Origin of the sequence: Aquimarina gracilis (genome assembly GCF_035285365.1) — a bacterium.
GTDB classification, from domain to species: domain Bacteria; phylum Bacteroidota; class Bacteroidia; order Flavobacteriales; family Flavobacteriaceae; genus Aquimarina; species Aquimarina gracilis.
Genome location: NZ_JAYKLX010000007.1, coordinates 245,159 through 262,707 on the forward strand (window position 1 = coordinate 245,159; position 17,549 = coordinate 262,707).

Consider the following 17,549-nt stretch of genomic DNA (forward strand, 5'->3'; position numbering starts at 1 on the left):
AAAAATTAGTTAATACGCTGTGTAATTTCAATTACATTTAAATACACAATCATCTAATTAATAATCAAAAATATAATTATGTTTAGACTTTACGTAATGGTATTGTTGTTTTCTTTTGGGCTTACAACAAATGCTACAGCACAAGAAGTGTCAGGAACAGTTCTAGATGATCAATCACAACCACTTCCTGGTGTTTCGGTAGTAATCAAAGGTACCGAAACTGGTACAATAACAGATTTTGATGGTAAATATACGATTGAGGCAAACTCTGGTCAGATTTTGGTTTTTTCGTATGTAGGATTTGAAAAACAAGAAATTGCAGCTACCGGCCCCACTTTGGATGTAACAATGCAATCTGGAGTTTCTCTGGATGAAGTAGTGTTAGTGGGTACAAGAAATGTGAATAGAACCGTTACAGAAACTCCGGTACCGATTGATGTGCTCGACATTCAAGAGTTAGCCAATGCTTCTCCGCAAGTAAATTTGAATCAAATTCTTAATTATGTTGCGCCTTCATTTTCTTCAAATACCCAAACCATTTCTGATGGAACGGACCATATAGATCCAGCTTCATTAAGGGGGCTTGGTCCCGATCAGGTACTTGTTTTAATAAACGGTAAAAGACGACACACAACTTCTTTAGTTAATGTTAATGGAACATTTGGTAGAGGAAGCGTGGGTACAGACCTTAATGCGATTCCTGCGGCAGCTATACAACGAATAGAAGTACTTAGAGATGGTGCTGCGGCTCAGTATGGCTCAGACGCTATAGCTGGGGTTATCAATATTGTATTAAATAAAAATGTAAATGAACTCAATCTCTCTGTCACAAGTGGAGCCAATGTTTCCAGAAATGCCGAAGAGCAAACAGGTGGAATTGATGGAGAAACAGTAAATGTAGCTGCTAGTTATGGATTGCCTCTTGGGGATAATGGAGGTTTTATAAATTTCAGTGGGGATTTTGATTATCGAGACTTTTACAGCCGAATGAAAGAATGGGAAGGAGATATCTTTAATGCTTATAATGCAATAGAATATCAGGCTTCTTTGCTTGGTAATGATATTTCTGAATTAGAAACAAACTTAACTGCGATACAAAGCTTGGCTCTAAATGTTCCTCATTTTTCTACTCAATTACAAAATGATATTCAGGCAGCAACAGATTTGCAGCAGTTACAAACAATTTTGAATGAAGATGTCACTGAGGCAGAGCTTATCACAAGAGGCCAAACCAGAAGTGATTATAATATGCGGGTAGGCCAATCAGAGTTAAGAGGAGGTCGTTTCTTTGCAAATTTTTCGTTGCCATTGGATGATAATGAAACCGAGTTGTATTCTTTTGCTGGTATTAGTACAAGAAGAGGAAATTCGGCTGGTTTTTACAGGCTGCCCAATCAAAGTAGAACATACACTCCGGCCTATATTAATGGATTTCTACCAGAAATTAACTCTAAAATTTCCGACAAATCGATCGCCGCAGGTATCAAAGGTAAAATAGGGGAATGGAGCGTTGATTTTAGTAATACCTATGGAAAAAACAGCTTTTTGTATACAATTACCAATACGTCTAATGCTTCATTGCTAAGAGCTACACCAACCACTTTTGATGCAGGAGGATTTTCTTTTCTTCAGAACACTACAAATCTGGATATAACAAGGTTTTATGAAGATATATTTGCAGGATTTAATGTAGCATTCGGAGCAGAACATCGATTGGAAACGTATGAGATTATAGCTGGAGAATTAGAGTCGTATGCACAATTTGATGAAGCAGGACAACCAATTACAAGTGCAACCCAAGCTCCTCCAACAGATTTTTTCGGAAGAACACGACCGGGAGGATCTCAGGTGTTTCCAGGTTTTAGCCCGGCCAATGAACTGTCGCGTGATCGAACGAGTATTGCGGGTTATTTAGATTTGGAAGCAGATTTTACGGAGAAATTTTTGGTAAGCTTTGCATCAAGATTCGAGGATTATAGTGATTTTGGATCAACTATAAACTTTAAACTTGCTACGCGTTACAAACTTACTGATGATATAAACATAAGAGCTGCAGCTAGTACTGGTTTTAGAGCACCATCACTGCACCAGCTTAATTTTAACTCTACGTCTACTATTTTTGATAATTTAGGAAACCCACAAGAGGTAGGAACCTTTGCAAATGATAGTAGAGTAGCGGCCTTGCTAGGTATTCCACAACTTAAAGAAGAAACTTCACAAAGTATAAGTGTAGGGGCTACAGCAAAAATCCCCTCTCTTAATCTTTCTATTACAGTAGACGGCTATTTTGTGGCCATTGATGACAGAGTGGTTTTTACTGGGCAATTTCAAGGCCCAGGAACGGGAAGTGAGTTAGACAATTTGTTGGCCCAGGCCAATGCAACAAGAGCTGCATTTTTTGCTAATGCAATTGATACCGAATCGAAAGGTTTGGATGTAGTTTTGACCCATAAAACAGGTATTGGAGCAAATATGGAACTGAAATCTGATTTGGCAGCAACATTTTCTCAAACCCGAAAGGTAGGAGATATTCAAGCTTCAGAGGTTTTAGAAAATGCTGGTTTGGTAGATACCTATTTTCCAGAAGATAGTCGCGTATATCTTGAAGAGGCTGTACCGCGTACAAAAATCAATTTATCGAATAGCTTAACTACGGATAGATTCAATGTTTTTTTAAGGAATGTCTATTTTGGAGAAGTGACCGAAGCGACTACTATAGTAGAGTTACAACAAGTGTTTGAAGCAAAATTAGTTACAGACTTGTCTTTTGGATACAAGGCAACAGACGGATTAACCGTTACCATTGGTGCCAACAACCTTTTTGATATTTATCCAGATCGTGCAGAGCAAGATCTCGACCCTGGTACCGCAGGAGATCAAAATAATAGAAGTAGTGGTCGATTTGATTGGTCTAGAAGATCGCAACAGTTCGGAATTGGTGGGAGGTTTTTATTTGCCAGGCTAAGTGTTGTTTTAAAATAGTAAGAATCGTACCCTTCGATAATAAAACCTGTTCCAAAATTTTGGAACAGGTTTTATTCTTTTAAAATATTTTCGTCGTTCATTAGTAATCTTCTATTTTTGCCAAGCAAATCTTCATTCGATGTATAAATTATTATTACGCCCGATACTTTTTAATTTTGATCCAGAAAAAGTGCATCATTTTACATTTAAAATGATAAGGGTTTTATCAAAATTACCTTTATTTTCTTCAATGTTCAGAGGTTTATATCAAATCAATGACTCCAAGCTGGAACGAGAGGTTTTTGGATTGAAATTTAAAAACCCTGTTGGATTAGCTGCTGGATTTGATAAAGATGCAAAATTGTTTAATGAATTGCATGATTTTGGTTTTGGTTTTGTGGAAATAGGTACTTTAACTCCCAAATCACAGGAGGGGAATCCTAAAAAAAGATTGTTCAGACTTAAAAAAGACAGTGCTGTTATTAATCGAATGGGTTTTAATAATGGAGGAGTAGAAGAAGCTGTAAAACGATTGAAAAAAAACAAAGGAGTTTTGATAGGCGGTAACATTGGAAAAAATAAAGTTACGCCTAATGAAAATGCAGTAGAAGATTATAAAATATGCTTTGAGGCACTTTTTGATTATGTAGATTATTTTGTAGTAAATGTGAGTTCGCCAAATACTCCTAATCTTAGGGAACTTCAGGATAAAGAACCACTTACCAAACTTTTAAATACACTACAAGAGGAGAATAAAAAGAAACCTTCAGAAAAACCAATTCTATTAAAGATAGCTCCCGATTTGACCGACGATCAATTAATGGATATTATTGATATTGTAAAGGATACCAAAATCGCAGGAGTGATAGCAACCAATACAACGATTTCCAGAAAGGGATTAAAATCGAACATTACGCTGGCTAATGAAAAGGGCGGACTTAGTGGTAAACCCTTAACAAAAAGATCTACTGAGGTGATTCGATTTTTATCTGAAAAAAGTAACAAGGCATTTCCAATTATTGGAGTAGGCGGGATACATACAGCACAGGATGCCCTCGAAAAATTGAATGCCGGGGCAAGCTTGGTACAGTTGTACACAGGTTTCATATATGAAGGGCCAAAACTAATCAAGGATATAAACAAAGCCTTGATTCGTAAATCTGTATAGATGGATATCAACTACGACGTCTTGTATACATTTATTATTGCATCCACAGCGTTAGCTATCTCTCCAGGTCCAGACAATATATATGTGCTTACACAAAGCATTGCAAATGGTAAAAAATATGGCTTGGCTACTGTAGTGGGATTAATGTCTGGATGTTTTGTTCATACTACTTTGGTTGCCTATGGTGTATCGGCAATAATTAAACAAAGCGACGCGCTATTTTTTGTAATTAAATTACTTGGGGCTCTTTATTTGTTTTTTCTTGCTTATAAAGTGTTACGCAGTGATGCAACCTTACAGTTAACCTCTGATTCAGTCGAAAAAAAGAGTTTAAAACAATTGTTTAGGCAAGGGTTTATTATGAATGTACTTAATCCCAAGGTCTCTATCTTTTTTTTGGCCTTTTTTCCAGGTTTTTTGTTTAGCAATACTATGGGTAATGTAGTACAATTTTATGTGCTAGGAGCATTATTTGTCATTACAGGTATTTTTGTTTTTGGTTCCATAGCTATTTTGGCTGGGGCCATATCCAATTATCTAAAAAGAAACTCAAAAGCAGGTGTGTTTTTGAAATGGCTACAAATAGTTGTATTTATAGGAATCGGAATTTTTATCCTTTTTTCTGAAAAATAAATGACTACCCGTATTATAGGTTGATAGTCGGGTAGTCAAGTAGTTTTTCTTTAATTATAAACAGAAATTTTCACATCTTCCTCCAATACGTATTTCACAAACACCACATGGAAGTATTGGATGTAATCCATTACCTTTAACAGATTTTTGCTCAATTTTGTTTAGTTCTTGAATCCCCTCTAAACTTAAAATGCTTTTTAACATAATTGTTTTTTTTTGAAAATTAGATTATTTGTGACCTTTTAGAGACATTCACAATTATGTCTATCATGACCTTACTATCAATGGTAAGATGATATTCAAAATTAGATTGAATTATGGGAAATAAATAAGAGAATAAATAAGTAAAAAGGATTTTAAGATAAGCGTATATAGATATTATTTAAGTGTATCTAGGAGATAAGATAATTGCTCTCTATTTCTAAAAGCAACTTGAATCTTATCCCCATTTGTCAAAATAATAGTTTCTTTCCTAAAAATAGAATCAATATGAGAGGTGTTTATAAGACAAGAACGGTTTACTCTAAAAAAACCTCGGCTAGATAGTAATTTGTCATAATACTTTAAGATATTATTAGCCAAGATCTCTTTTTTGTCTTTTAAGACGATGGTTGTATAGTTTCCGTCTGCTTTACACGAAATTATTTCTTCTAGATATATAGATTTATAATATTGACCACTTTGTATAAGAATTTTTGAGTTCTGTTCTCGTACAAATTCTTGAAAGTGAACATATTTACTGTGATTGCTATGTCTAGACTTAACTTGTTTATATCTGCTGATTACTTTTTCAAGAAGTATAGGATCAATTGGTTTTAACAAGTAGTTAAAAGCAAAATGCTCCATAGCTTTTTCATAATAACTATTATAGGCGGTAATAAAGATAACCTCAAAATCTTTAGAGTGTATAGCATCTAGAATTTCGAAGCCCATGCCATCATCTAAATGTATATCTAGAAAAACCAATTCTGGAGAAGAAGAAGAAATAAGAGAAATACCCTCTTTAACTGTTGTTGCCGAACCTACAATATTTAGCTCTAAAACATTTTTTTTTAGAAGTTTAGAGAGGTAATTTGATGCATCGGTATCATTTTCAATAATAACAACATTAATCATAAAAATAAATGTAAATTCGTGAGTTAAATTTATGCCTACCACACAAATAATACAACATTGAAACGACTTTTTTTTATTTTAGTTTTTATACTAACAAGTTTTGATTCTTATTCCCAAGAAATACTTTCTCAACATACTATTGATACTATTTCTTTTGCCAAAACTAATTGGCCGTACATCAGTAAGATTAAATATAGCTTAGAAAACAACAGGTCTCTTAAGGGATGGACAAAGTATTATACCTTTAAAAGCTATGTACATTTATTTAAGCTTGAAAATGATTCTGCATTGTCAAATGCTCATAAAGCTATCAAAGCATATGAGTCATTAGAACAAGGTCATACAGGAGCAGACGGCATAGCGCATAAAGCATACTATATAAGAGGTTTACGAGAGTATTTTGAAAAAAAATCACTCAGTGCATTAAAAACCCTTTATAGAGGGTTAGAACTCACATCTCAGTATCCAGAATCGCCAGACAAAAAATCATGGCGATTTTATATTTTAGAAAGAATATCTTATCTCCATATAGATTTAGGAGATATAGACCTGGCATTGAGGGCAAGAAAAGAAGCTTTTGAAGATTCAATATGGGCTAATCATAGATTTGAGGCAAGTAATAATAGGTTAGATATTGGTTTGTTGTATAAACGCAAAAAAAAGTATGATTCTGCAAAGGTGTATTTTAAAGAAGCTTTAAGAATGTATAATGACACATCCTTGCTTGATAAAGATAATTATGATAAAGACGTCTTTTTTATAAATCAAGTTACAGCACTGGATGCTCTGGGTGATATTGCGTTACACCAAAATCAAAAGGATTCTGCATATCGTAATTTTTCAAAAGCGAATAAAATTTTTTCTGATAAAGAATTGATCAATTCTGATTTATTGCCTGGTATTTATAAATTAGGTCCACTAACGAGTTATGGTTATATGCTTTTTTATCAAAATAATCTCAATCAGTCTGAAGCTGTATTGAATCAGGTTCGAGATTCTTTAAGAAAAAAGTATAGTTATAGTAGAGTTGAAAGGGATTTGTATGTAAGAGTATGTGATTTTATGAATAAAGTATACCTTAAACAAGGAGCACACGAAAAAAGCATATCTACTTTAAGTGAACTGAATAAATATCTTATTACATATAATGAAAAAAGTATAGCGAAACAACTGCAACTATATGCTTCTGAATTTGAGTTAGAAGAAAAAGATGAATCTATATCAAAACTAGAGGAATTAACAGAGCAACAAACCACTATCGTGCAACAAAAAAACGTAATTAATTGGGTACTTGGAGGATTGTTTCTTTCATTTCTAATATTAGGTGTGGTACTGTTCAGACAAAATAAATTAAATAATAAATATAAAACAGCGATCCTTGAACAACGTTTACTTCGTTCTCAATTAAATCCACATTTTTTATTTAATGCTTTGGGAAGAATTGTTAATTTGTCATCGGGAAATTCAGAAAAAGTAATCCCATATACACTTAAATTAAGTGGTTTATTACGATCTATTTTAGAAAATTCTAGAGAAGAGTTTGTTTTTTTAGAAGAAGAAATACAAACGATTAATGACTATTTAGAATTACAATCTAATTTTTCACAAAGATTTAATTATGTTGTGTACATAGACAAAGATGTAGATGTTGAAAATATAATGATTCCTCCAATGTTTATACAGCCATTTGTAGAAAATGCTATAGAACACGGAATATCAAATGTTAAGGATGGTAATATATCCATAAGCATAAGTAAACAAGATAAAGGTAAACTTATTAAATGTTCTATTGTGGACAACGGTCTGGGTTACTCTAATGCAGAAAAAGTTAAAACTTTAAAGTCAGATTATGAATCAATTTCGGGTTCTATATTAAGAGAACGATTTAAAATTTATTCAAAATCTCTTAAAGTTAATTCCCGATTTGAAATAACTGAGGAAAATGGAACGAAGGTAGATGTTTTCTTGCCTTTTATTTTAGAGTAATTTTCTACATCAGGTTTTTGTTTTAGGATCTATAATCATTTTGGCTAATATCCAGTTATTTTAAAAAGGAACTCAAAGACTGATCTGTTTTTTAAAATGGTTACAGATCATCGTTTTTATAGGGATCGGAGTTTTTATACTCTTTTCAGAGAAATGATCACTAATAGTTTAGTTATCTGATTCAGTGTTTACTTCTTCTACATAATTAATTTTCTTTTTAAGTCTCATATTAAGAAATTCGATAAATAAAGAAAAGGCAATAGCAAAATACAAATATCCTTTTGGTATGGCGCCAATTTCTTGCCCAAAAACTACTGTGTGAGAAAGATGTGCAGCTTCTGTAATTAGCATAAAACCAATCAAAATCAAAAATGACAAAGCCAACAATTGCATTGAAGGATGATCATTAATGAATTTCCGGATAGCATTAGCAAAAATCATCATGATTAGGATTGAAATAACTACGGCTATAACCATTATTACAATAGCATCTTCGGGTTTTTCTCCAAGTCCATTGGTCATTCCAATCGCTGTTAGAATAGAATCGATTGAAAAAATAAAATCAATTAATAAAATTTGAACTAGTGCTCTTGAAAGTGATGTAAGGTTTTTCTGTTTAATTCTCGTTTCATCATGTTTTGGGATCTCTACCTTTTCATGAATCTCAGAAGTACTTTTGTATAATAAAAACAATCCACCAAAAAATAGAATTAGACTTTGCCAGCTTAAACCAGCAGAGATCCAAGAGTTATTTATGGTGTAAAAAGGTTCTTGTAGGGCAATCAAATAAGAAACACCTATCAACAATACTATCCTTTGGATCATTGCTAGGGCTAATCCCCAATTCGTGGCTTTTTTCTGTTGTTTGACAGGAAGTTTACTTGCCGCAATAGAAATGAAGACGATATTATCGATTCCTAAAACGATTTCTAGAAAGGTGAGGGTGATCAATGCAACCCAGGCGTCGGTGCTCGCAAATATTTCAAACATGATAATAATTTTGTTTTACAAAAATCTTTTTGAATGATAAAGGTAACCAAAGCTGCAGTTTTAATGAAAAAGAAGTGTTGAAATGAATTTTCAAGGTCTGATTTAATTTACCCCTAGTGAGCATACTATATAATTTTTCGAGTAATTTTTTGGGCTTGATATTTGAATGTCTTTTGGTTTTAAATCCTCCATAAAATTATATTTGAAGATTAGGGATGTATAGAATTCTGAAAAATAATCATATTTTTATGCACCTAATTGAACATCTTTTAGTCTGATCTACCAAAATGACCGAAAAAGTAAAAATTATTGAATGTCCCAGAGACGCCATGCAGGGGATAAAAGAGTTTATTCCAACTGAAAAAAAGGTCCAATACATTCAGTCTTTATTGCGTTGTGGTTTTGATACCATTGATTTTGGAAGCTTCGTTTCTCCAAAGGCAATACCGCAAATGGTCGATACTGCAGAGGTATTATCTCAATTAGATCTTTGTGGTACCGAAAGTAAGTTATTGGCTATAATAGCAAATGTAAGAGGGGCAAACGATGCGGCAAAACATGATGCAATAGACTATTTGGGGTACCCGTTTTCGATTTCAGAAAACTTTCAGATGCGTAATACGCATAAGACTATTGAAGAGTCAGTAAACATATTACAAGAAATCCTGAATATTGCCGAAAAGGTAAACAAAGAAGTAGTAACGTATCTTTCAATGGGTTTTGGAAACCCTTATGGGGATCCATGGGATGTTGATATTGTGGGGGAATGGACAGAAAAGTTAAGCAAAATGGGAGTTAAAATTCTCTCACTTTCTGATACGGTGGGTACTTCCACACCAGAGATTATAGATTATTTGTTTGCAAATTTGATCCCAAAGTATCCCGAGATTGAATTTGGAGCACATTTACATACTACGCCAACAACATGGCACGAAAAAGTAGATGCAGCATATAAAGCTGGCTGTAGAAGATTTGATGGCGCAATTCAAGGGTTTGGAGGATGTCCTATGGCAAAAGATGAACTTACAGGTAATATGCCTACAGAGCGGATGATCTCTTACTTTACTTCAGTAAATGCAGATACAAACATTAGAACATTAAGTTTTGAGTCTTCACACAACGAAGCAACCAAAATATTCAGCAACTATCACTAAACAACATTAAAATGAAAAAGATTTTCAAAATTATAGCCTTGGTATTATTAGGCGTACTATTGATAATGCAATTTATAAGACCAGATAAAAATGAATCGGGATATGATTCGATTGCATATTTTGAAAATGAAACACAACCTAGTGATCAGATAAGAACGATATTAAAAGATAATTGCTATGACTGCCATAGTAATCATACCATTTACCCATGGTATGCCGAGGTTGCTCCGGTTTCATATTGGTTGGCCGATCATGTAGAACACGGTAGAGAACATTTTAATGTTTCAGATTGGGAAGGGTATACCAATAAGAAAAAGGATCATAAGTTAGATGAACTTATCGAAGAAGTAGAAGAAGGAGAAATGCCTCTTAATTCGTATACTTGGATGCATGGTAATCTTAATAAAGAGGATAAAGAAATACTTATACAATGGGCAAAGGAACTTCGGTCGAAGTATTCGGTAAATCCATAATTTAGTTACTTTTTTGGCTACTAGTAAGTTAATTTTAATCCAAAGGTAAATTTTTAATTTTATTTAGATTTATTACAAATAAAGTTTGTCAAATTCATTTTGATGGATATATTTGCAAGGTGAAAAATCAGTTATTTGAATTAAGTCTAAATAAAAATCAATGAAAACCTACAAATTACTAAACTTTATATGTGTCTCAGGTCTGCTTGTTTTGGCATCATGTTCTGATGATGATGATGGACCAGGAACAAATGCTATAAATGAACCGGCTACTTACGCTTTTGAACGTAATGGTGAAAGCACAGTAAGTTTTGGTGGGCAAACCACTAGAATTGCGATGTCTGAAGAGATTATTTCAGCATTTAAAAATAGTACTTTAACAGATGCAGAGGCTGTTATCGATGCAATGTTTGCACATGAAAAAGATGCTACCAATTTTTCTGATCCTACACTTAATGCTTCAGATAAAAGTGTACGCAGTAAAACTGCAGCTTCTCAAGATTTCTTCTCCGCAAATGCAGTTGTAGCTTCACAAATAAAAGAAGAATTTGATGGTTGGATCAAAAGTCAAGTAGATGAAGTTTTTCCTAATTGGGAAACACCAGCATCAGCTGGGACAGCAGGTTTTATAGAAGAAGGGGGTACAGACCCATCAATACGATATGTAAATGACAAAGGACTAGAGCTTAATCAAGCTTTTGGTAAAAGTTTGATTGGAGCTTTAATGGTAGATCAGTCGTTGAACAACTATTTAGGTACTGCAGTTCTCGATGATATTAATAATAGTAGACCAGATAACGATAATGAGGTAATTGTAGAGGGTAAAAGCTATACTAATATGGAACATAAGTGGGATGAAGCTTATGGGTATCTATATGGAGCTTCCGAAGATAAAACAAATCCCAATGCCACTATTGGTGCAGACGACAGTTTTCTTAACAAATATATAGGAAGAGTAGAAAACGATTCAGACTTTGAAGGAACGGCAAAGATCATCTACGATGCATTCAAATTGGGAAGAGCGGCTATTGTTGCCAAAGAGTATGATGTTAGAGATCAACAGGCAGCAATCATTAGAAAAGAAGTTTCTAAGGTGATAGGTATTCGTGCTGTATATTATCTACAACAAGGTAAAAGAGGTTTAGAAGGAACTGTAGTAGATCAAGCAGCTGTATTTCATGATCTGTCTGAAGGTTTTGGGTTTATTTATAGCCTCCAGTTTACAAGAAATCCAGATACCAATGAGTCGTATTTTTCGAGAACTGAAGTTCAGGTGTTATTAGCCCAGTTAATGGGGGGGACCAATGGTTTATGGGATGTAACAACAGAAACTTTACAAACAATGTCAGAAACCATCGCAGCAAAATTTGATTTTACTGTAGAGGAAGCTGGAAGTTAAAAAGATTAAACAGAATATAAAATGTAAAAAAGAGGTAGAAAAGTAATCATGTTTCGGCCTCTTTTTTTACATTTGCACAGCTTTATTAAGAATAAATAAAAATAAGATGAAGAAGTTTTTATGTTCAATTTTCGTGATAACCCTGGTTTTATCGGCTTGCACTAGTAGTGATGAGGGTGGTGAAGGTAATGGCGGAGATAATTTTGATAGAAGTGCCATGTTAGAGAATTTGGCAGATAACATCATCATACCTGCTTATCAAAATTTTTCCGCTGATGTAACAGCATTAAAGAATGCAACTTCATCTTTTATTGCTACAACCAATGAAGATAATCTAAATACGCTAAGAGAGGCTTGGGCAGATGCCTATATTTCTTGGCAATCTGTAGGGATGTACGAAATCGGAAAAGCAGAAGAATTAGAATTCATAAATTTCATGAATTTATATCCGGTTAGCATATCGAATATAGAAAATAACATAAATACAGAGACTTATAACTTGGCGTCAGCTCAATTGCAAGACGAACAAGGATTTGGAGCTTTGGATTATCTTATTAATGGATTGGCAGACACAGATGCCGATATATTAGCATTTTATACAGGTAGCACCAATGGAAGTAAGTATAGGAATTACCTAACGGCCTTGGTAGAAAGAATGAATATGTTAACTAACGAGGTAGTTACTAGCTGGACTAATGGATATAGAGATACTTTTGTAAATAATGGTGGATCCTCTGTAACGAGTTCTGTAGATAAGATAGCAAACGATTTTATTTTTTATTATGAAAAACACCTCAGAGCTGGCAAAATAGCAATCCCTGCAGGAGTATTTGCAACAGAAACTTTCCCTGAAAAAGTTGAGGCTGTATATAAGGGAGATTTTTCTAAGACGTTATTCAACGCTAGTCTTAGTGCTATGCAGGATTTCTTTAATGGTAAACATTTTGATAGCAATACTACAGGAGAGAGTTTTAGAACCTATTTGGATTTTCTAAATACGATAAAAGGAGGAGAAGACCTTCCTAAAATAATAAATGATCAATTCAATACTGCTAGAACTACTGCTTCTGGTCTAAACGATAATTTTTCAGAGCAAGTAAAATCTAATAATAACTTGATGCTGGAGACTTATAATGAGTTGCAAAAAAATGTTGTGCATATAAAAGTTGACATGCTTCAGGCATTAAATATTATCGTTGATTTTCAAGATGCCGATGGCGACTAAGTTTATATTGGTTTATGAGCAACGATATCAAAAACTATTTTAGAAAAAATACAGAGGCTGCTCCACTTGCAGTCTTTCGTATTTTTTTTGGAATAATGATGTTACTTAGTATCATTCGTTTTTGGAGTTATGGTTGGATTGATAAACTGTATATACAGCCAAAACTTTTCTTTTCGTATTATGGTTTCGAATTTATCAAGCCCATTGCAGAATACACCTATTTGATATTTGCATTATGTGCTCTTTCGGCCATTTTTGTGACTTTAGGTTACAAATATCGCATAGCTATTATTACTTTCTTTCTTGGTTTTACCTATATCGAATTGATGGATAAAACTACCTATCTTAATCATTACTATTTTATTAGTCTTCTTAGTTTTTTAATGATTTTTTTACCCGCAAATGCCTATTATTCTTTAGATGCCAGAATTAAAGGAATCTCATTTCAGCAAATACCAAAATGGAGCATCGATACCATAAAGTTACTATTGGGTATCGTATACTTTTATGCTGGACTAGCAAAGCTTAACTCAGATTGGTTATTAAAAGCTATGCCTCTTAAGATTTGGTTACCATCCAAATATAGTATTCCATTGTTAGGTGATTTGATGCATCAGGAATGGGTTCATTATTTGTTTAGTTATACTGGTGCTGTTTATGATCTCACTGTTCCATTTTTATTGCTTTATAAAAGAACCAGGATTTTTGCATTCGTATTGGTTGTCGTGTTTCATGTGCTCACTCGTGTACTTTTTCCAATAGGAATGTTCCCTTATATCATGATTGTAAGTACACTCATTTTTTTTGATGCCAACCTGCATCATAAGATATTGCAGTTTATCTCAAAGCTTTTCAGAATTGATAAGCATTTTTATGATTCGGGAACTACATTATTATTTACACAAAAACGCGATAAAATTGTTTTGTCAATATTGTCCGTGTTTTTTGTAATTCAATTACTTTTGCCGTTTCGTTATCTGCTCTATCCGGGGGAACTGTTTTGGACCGAAGAAGGCTTTCGTTTTTCATGGAGGGTTATGTTAATAGAAAAAGCGGGGTATGCCAATTTTAAAATTGTAGATAGTAAAACAGGTAAGAGGTTTTATGTTGATAATGATGATTTTCTTACCTCGTTTCAACAAAAACAAATGGCAACTCAACCAGATTTTATTTTACAATATGCACATTATTTGAAAAAACATTTTGAAGAAGAGGGATATCAAAATGTTGAGGTATATGTAGAAAGTTATGTAGGACTTAATGGTAGATTAAGTACGCAATATATAGATCCAGAAGTGGATTTGGGAAAACAAAAAGAGTCATTCAAACACAAAAATTGGATTATTCCATTTAAAGATGAAATTAAGGGATTATAAGGTTTTAATTTTTACACTATTCATAGCAAGCTCCGCCATAGGGCAATATAAACTGTCTGGGACATTAACCGATCAAAATAACCAACCTATCGAAAATGCCGAGGTTTATAACCAAAACACAGGGGAACAAACCTTAACAAATCCCGATGGTAGCTTTGCGTTTTTAGATTTAGAAGAAGGGGAATATTTGATAATTATTTTTAATTATAATTATGATATCAAAGAAAAAGTAGTAGCAGTCAAAGAAGATACTTCGTTTAAATTAACACTAGATCCTATTGGAGAAGAACTTTCTGAAGTGTTAATAACGCAACGTAGAGCCAAAATTTTTGGATTAAAACAATTAAAACCAGTAGAAGGTACTGCTATATATGCGGGTAAGAAAAGCGAAGTGGTTTTATTAGAAAATGCTTTGGGTAACTTGGCTTCAAATAATGCCCGACAAATTTATGCCCAAGTAGCTGGATTAAATATTTATGAGAACAGTATTGGGGGATTACAACTTAATATTGGTGGTAGAGGCCTTGATCCAAATAGAACTGCAAATTTTAATACCCGTCAAAATGGATATGACATTAGTGCAGATGTTTTGGGGTATCCCGAAAGTTATTATACTCCGCCAGCCGAAGCCTTGAGCGAGATACAAGTGGTGAGAGGAGCGGCTTCACTACAATACGGGACTCAATTTGGAGGTTTGATCAATTTTAAGATGAAGCAACCCAATCCAAATAAAAAAATCGAATTAGTATCGAGGCAATCATTAGGATCATTTAATTTGTTTACTAGTTTTAATAGCCTTAGCGGAACCGTGGGTAAATTTAGTTACTATACTTATTTCAATTATAAAGAAGGGGATGGTTTTAGACCAAATTCTGAGTTTGATTCCAAAAATGTGTATATACATTTGGGGTATCAGCTATCCGATAAAACAAAACTTATAGGTGAGTTCACTTATCTGGATTATTTGGCTCAACAACCAGGTGGGCTTACCGATGAAATATTTGAAGAAGATCCAGATTTTAGCAATCGTACCCGAAATTGGTTTGAGGTGGATTGGAAGCTATTTTCATTAAAATTAGAACATAAGTTTTCAGAGAAAACCGATTTTAGTATTAACCTTTTTGGCCTTGATGCCTCCAGAAATGCACTAGGTTTCAGAACCAATAGGGTAGACCAGCCAGATGAATTGGAAGCCCCAAGAGACCTTATTAAAGGGGGATTTGAAAATTTTGGTGTCGAAACCAGAATCTTATCAAAGTATAATTTGTTTAATCAGGAGTCTATTTTTTTATTGGGAGCCAAGTATTATGAGGCAAACAATGCCGAACAGCAGGGGCCCGGAACTAATGAATCAGACCCTGATTTTAATTTGGTGTTTGATCAATTTCCCGATTATCCTACACAATCAGATTATGAGTTCCCAAATCGTAACGTAGCAGTTTTTGGAGAAAATATTTTTAATCTTTCCGATAAGATAGCGATAACTCCAGGTTTTAGATTCGAGTATATTAAAACTGAAATTGCAGGAACAACACGAAATATTAGAACAGATTTGGTTGGCAATGTGATATTTGATGAGGTAATTCCCGATAATCGAACCTTTGAAAGATCTTTTGTGTTATTGGGTGCTGGGATTAGCTATAAACCGATGTCTGGAATTGAAGTTTATGGTAATATTTCAGAGAATTATAGATCTGTAACTTTCTCTGATATTAATACCGTGAACCCATCTTTTTTGGTTGATAGCGATATAACCGATGAATCGGGCTTCACTGCAGATATTGGTGTTAGAGGAAAAATAAACAGTTTGCTGTCTTATGATGTAAGTTTATACGGATTGTTCTATAATGATAGAATAGGAATAATAACTCAGGCGCAAACCGATGGTAGTGTAAAGAATTTTAGAACCAATGTTGATGATGCGACTATTTATGGGCTAGAGTCATTAGTAGATATTAATCTCAATAAGTTATTGCTTAACAACAACTCTAACACGAATTTCAATTGGTTTGTAAATGCAGCACTAACAAATTCAGAGTACAATGGTACCGATAGAGAGGTAGAATTTGTTCCAAATATTAATCTTAAAACTGGAATTACTTATGGTTACAAGAATTTTCTCGGATCGATTCAATACTCTTATTTGTCAGAGCAATTTTCTGATGCCAGTAATTCTATAGAACCTGATTTGGCGGGTATTCGAGGTGAAATCCCCGCATACTCAATTTTGGATGTTTCAGTGTCATATACCTATAAAAGATTTAAACTTGAAACAGGAGTTAATAACCTTTTAGATGAAAGCTATTTCACCCAACGTGCAACAGGTTATCCTGGCCCAGGTATAATTCCATCGGCTCCATTGTCTTGGTATACAACACTTCAATTTAAATTGTAACACAGAAAATTTAACCTTTGTTTAATCGAAGAATTAACTTTTGTTCAATTATGATTACAAGTTTAATTCTATACTTTTAACCAAAATCACAAGTATTATGAAAGATTTAAATGGTTATGACCATATGATGGCAGGATATTACAAAAAGATGTCTAATTATTCATTACCATTGCTTTCGTGGGAGTTTTATGGAGAAAGTCATGCCGCTTTAGAAATCTTTAAAGATGATATCAATAATCTGAATAAACTTTCCAAAAATTGGGATTTCAATAAAGATTATTATACCAAACTCATTGAAGAGCAATCGGTTATCATAGTTACGAGTCCTAACCTGGAGATTGTTTATGCTTCAAAAAATATAGAAAAGCTAAATGGGTATTCACCAAATGAAGTGATTGGTAATTCTCCAAAAATGTTTCAGGGCGAGGGTACTTGCGAAAAAACTTCGGCCAAAGTAAGAGATGCAATAAATAATGGTGTTCCTTTTGAGGTTTCTATCCTTAATTATCGAAAAGATACTACAACATATATGTGCACGATTAAAGGATATCCTGTGCATGATAAGAAAGGCAAGCTTGTCAATTATATTGCTTTCGAGAAGGCAGCTTAACGACTTAACTTCACTAACACAACCACAAAATTTTATTTCTTGAGTTATTTACTAAATAAT

14 protein-coding genes are annotated in these 17,549 nt (G+C 33.7%); 11 read left to right on the plus strand and 3 right to left on the minus strand.

The window, feature by feature from the left end:
• The first annotated feature begins 78 nt into the window (after positions 1–78).
• From U6A24_RS15890 to U6A24_RS15900, 3 genes are all read left to right on the plus strand, one after another.
• Positions 79–2,982: a TonB-dependent receptor gene (locus U6A24_RS15890; RefSeq protein WP_324180977.1), complete on the plus strand. Its 2,904-nt coding sequence runs from the start codon at positions 79–81 to the stop codon at positions 2,980–2,982.
• Positions 2,983–3,103: 121 nt separating this feature from the next.
• On the plus strand, positions 3,104–4,132 hold the full coding sequence (locus U6A24_RS15895; RefSeq protein ID WP_324180978.1) for a quinone-dependent dihydroorotate dehydrogenase: 1,029 nt from the start codon (positions 3,104–3,106) through the stop codon (positions 4,130–4,132).
• On the plus strand, positions 4,133–4,765 hold the full coding sequence (locus U6A24_RS15900; RefSeq protein WP_407654053.1) for a LysE family translocator: 633 nt from the start codon (positions 4,133–4,135) through the stop codon (positions 4,763–4,765).
• Between the two features lie 54 nt (positions 4,766–4,819).
• On the opposite strand, the gene U6A24_RS15905 is transcribed toward U6A24_RS15900, so the two are convergent.
• Both U6A24_RS15905 and U6A24_RS15910 read right to left on the minus strand, forming a co-directional pair.
• Complete coding sequence (locus U6A24_RS15905) at positions 4,820–4,969, minus strand: hypothetical protein (RefSeq protein WP_324180979.1); 150 nt, start codon at positions 4,967–4,969, stop codon at positions 4,820–4,822.
• A gap of 174 nt (positions 4,970–5,143) precedes the next feature.
• On the minus strand, positions 5,144–5,881 hold the full coding sequence (locus tag U6A24_RS15910) for a LytR/AlgR family response regulator transcription factor (RefSeq protein ID WP_324180980.1): 738 nt from the start codon (positions 5,879–5,881) through the stop codon (positions 5,144–5,146).
• 288 nt (positions 5,882–6,169) lie between these two features.
• On the opposite strand from U6A24_RS15910, the gene U6A24_RS15915 reads away from it, so the two are divergent.
• Positions 6,170–7,867, plus strand: coding sequence for a tetratricopeptide repeat-containing sensor histidine kinase (locus tag U6A24_RS15915; protein WP_324180981.1), 1,698 nt, complete (start codon positions 6,170–6,172; stop codon positions 7,865–7,867).
• Between the two features lie 168 nt (positions 7,868–8,035).
• Here U6A24_RS15915 and U6A24_RS15920 read toward each other — a convergent pair whose 3' ends face one another.
• Positions 8,036–8,857, minus strand: a complete 822-nt coding sequence (locus U6A24_RS15920) for a TerC family protein (RefSeq protein WP_324180982.1) — start codon at positions 8,855–8,857, stop codon at positions 8,036–8,038.
• Positions 8,858–9,144: 287 nt separating this feature from the next.
• On the opposite strand from U6A24_RS15920, the gene U6A24_RS15925 reads away from it, so the two are divergent.
• From U6A24_RS15925 to U6A24_RS15955, 7 genes are all read left to right on the plus strand, one after another.
• Positions 9,145–10,011: a hydroxymethylglutaryl-CoA lyase gene (locus tag U6A24_RS15925; RefSeq protein WP_324180983.1), complete on the plus strand. Its 867-nt coding sequence runs from the start codon at positions 9,145–9,147 to the stop codon at positions 10,009–10,011.
• A gap of 11 nt (positions 10,012–10,022) precedes the next feature.
• A complete protein-coding gene (locus U6A24_RS15930; RefSeq protein ID WP_324180984.1) occupies positions 10,023–10,484 on the plus strand; it encodes a heme-binding domain-containing protein in 462 nt (153 codons plus the stop codon).
• A gap of 160 nt (positions 10,485–10,644) precedes the next feature.
• Positions 10,645–11,883 (plus strand): DUF4856 domain-containing protein, encoded by a 1,239-nt coding sequence (locus tag U6A24_RS15935; protein WP_324180985.1) that lies wholly within the window; start codon positions 10,645–10,647, stop codon positions 11,881–11,883.
• A gap of 106 nt (positions 11,884–11,989) precedes the next feature.
• Positions 11,990–13,108: an imelysin family protein gene (locus tag U6A24_RS15940; protein WP_324180986.1), complete on the plus strand. Its 1,119-nt coding sequence runs from the start codon at positions 11,990–11,992 to the stop codon at positions 13,106–13,108.
• A 14-nt stretch (positions 13,109–13,122) separates the two neighbouring features.
• Complete coding sequence (locus U6A24_RS15945; protein ID WP_324180987.1) at positions 13,123–14,484, plus strand: HTTM domain-containing protein; 1,362 nt, start codon at positions 13,123–13,125, stop codon at positions 14,482–14,484.
• Positions 14,465–16,879, plus strand: coding sequence for a TonB-dependent receptor domain-containing protein (locus tag U6A24_RS15950; protein WP_324180988.1), 2,415 nt, complete (start codon positions 14,465–14,467; stop codon positions 16,877–16,879). The genes U6A24_RS15945 and U6A24_RS15950 overlap by 20 nt, the downstream gene beginning before the upstream one ends.
• 97 nt (positions 16,880–16,976) lie before the next feature.
• Positions 16,977–17,489 carry a PAS domain-containing protein gene (locus U6A24_RS15955; protein ID WP_324180989.1) on the plus strand — a complete coding sequence of 171 codons (513 nt, stop codon included), beginning with the start codon at positions 16,977–16,979 and terminating at the stop codon, positions 17,487–17,489.
• Positions 17,490–17,549: the final 60 nt, after the last annotated feature.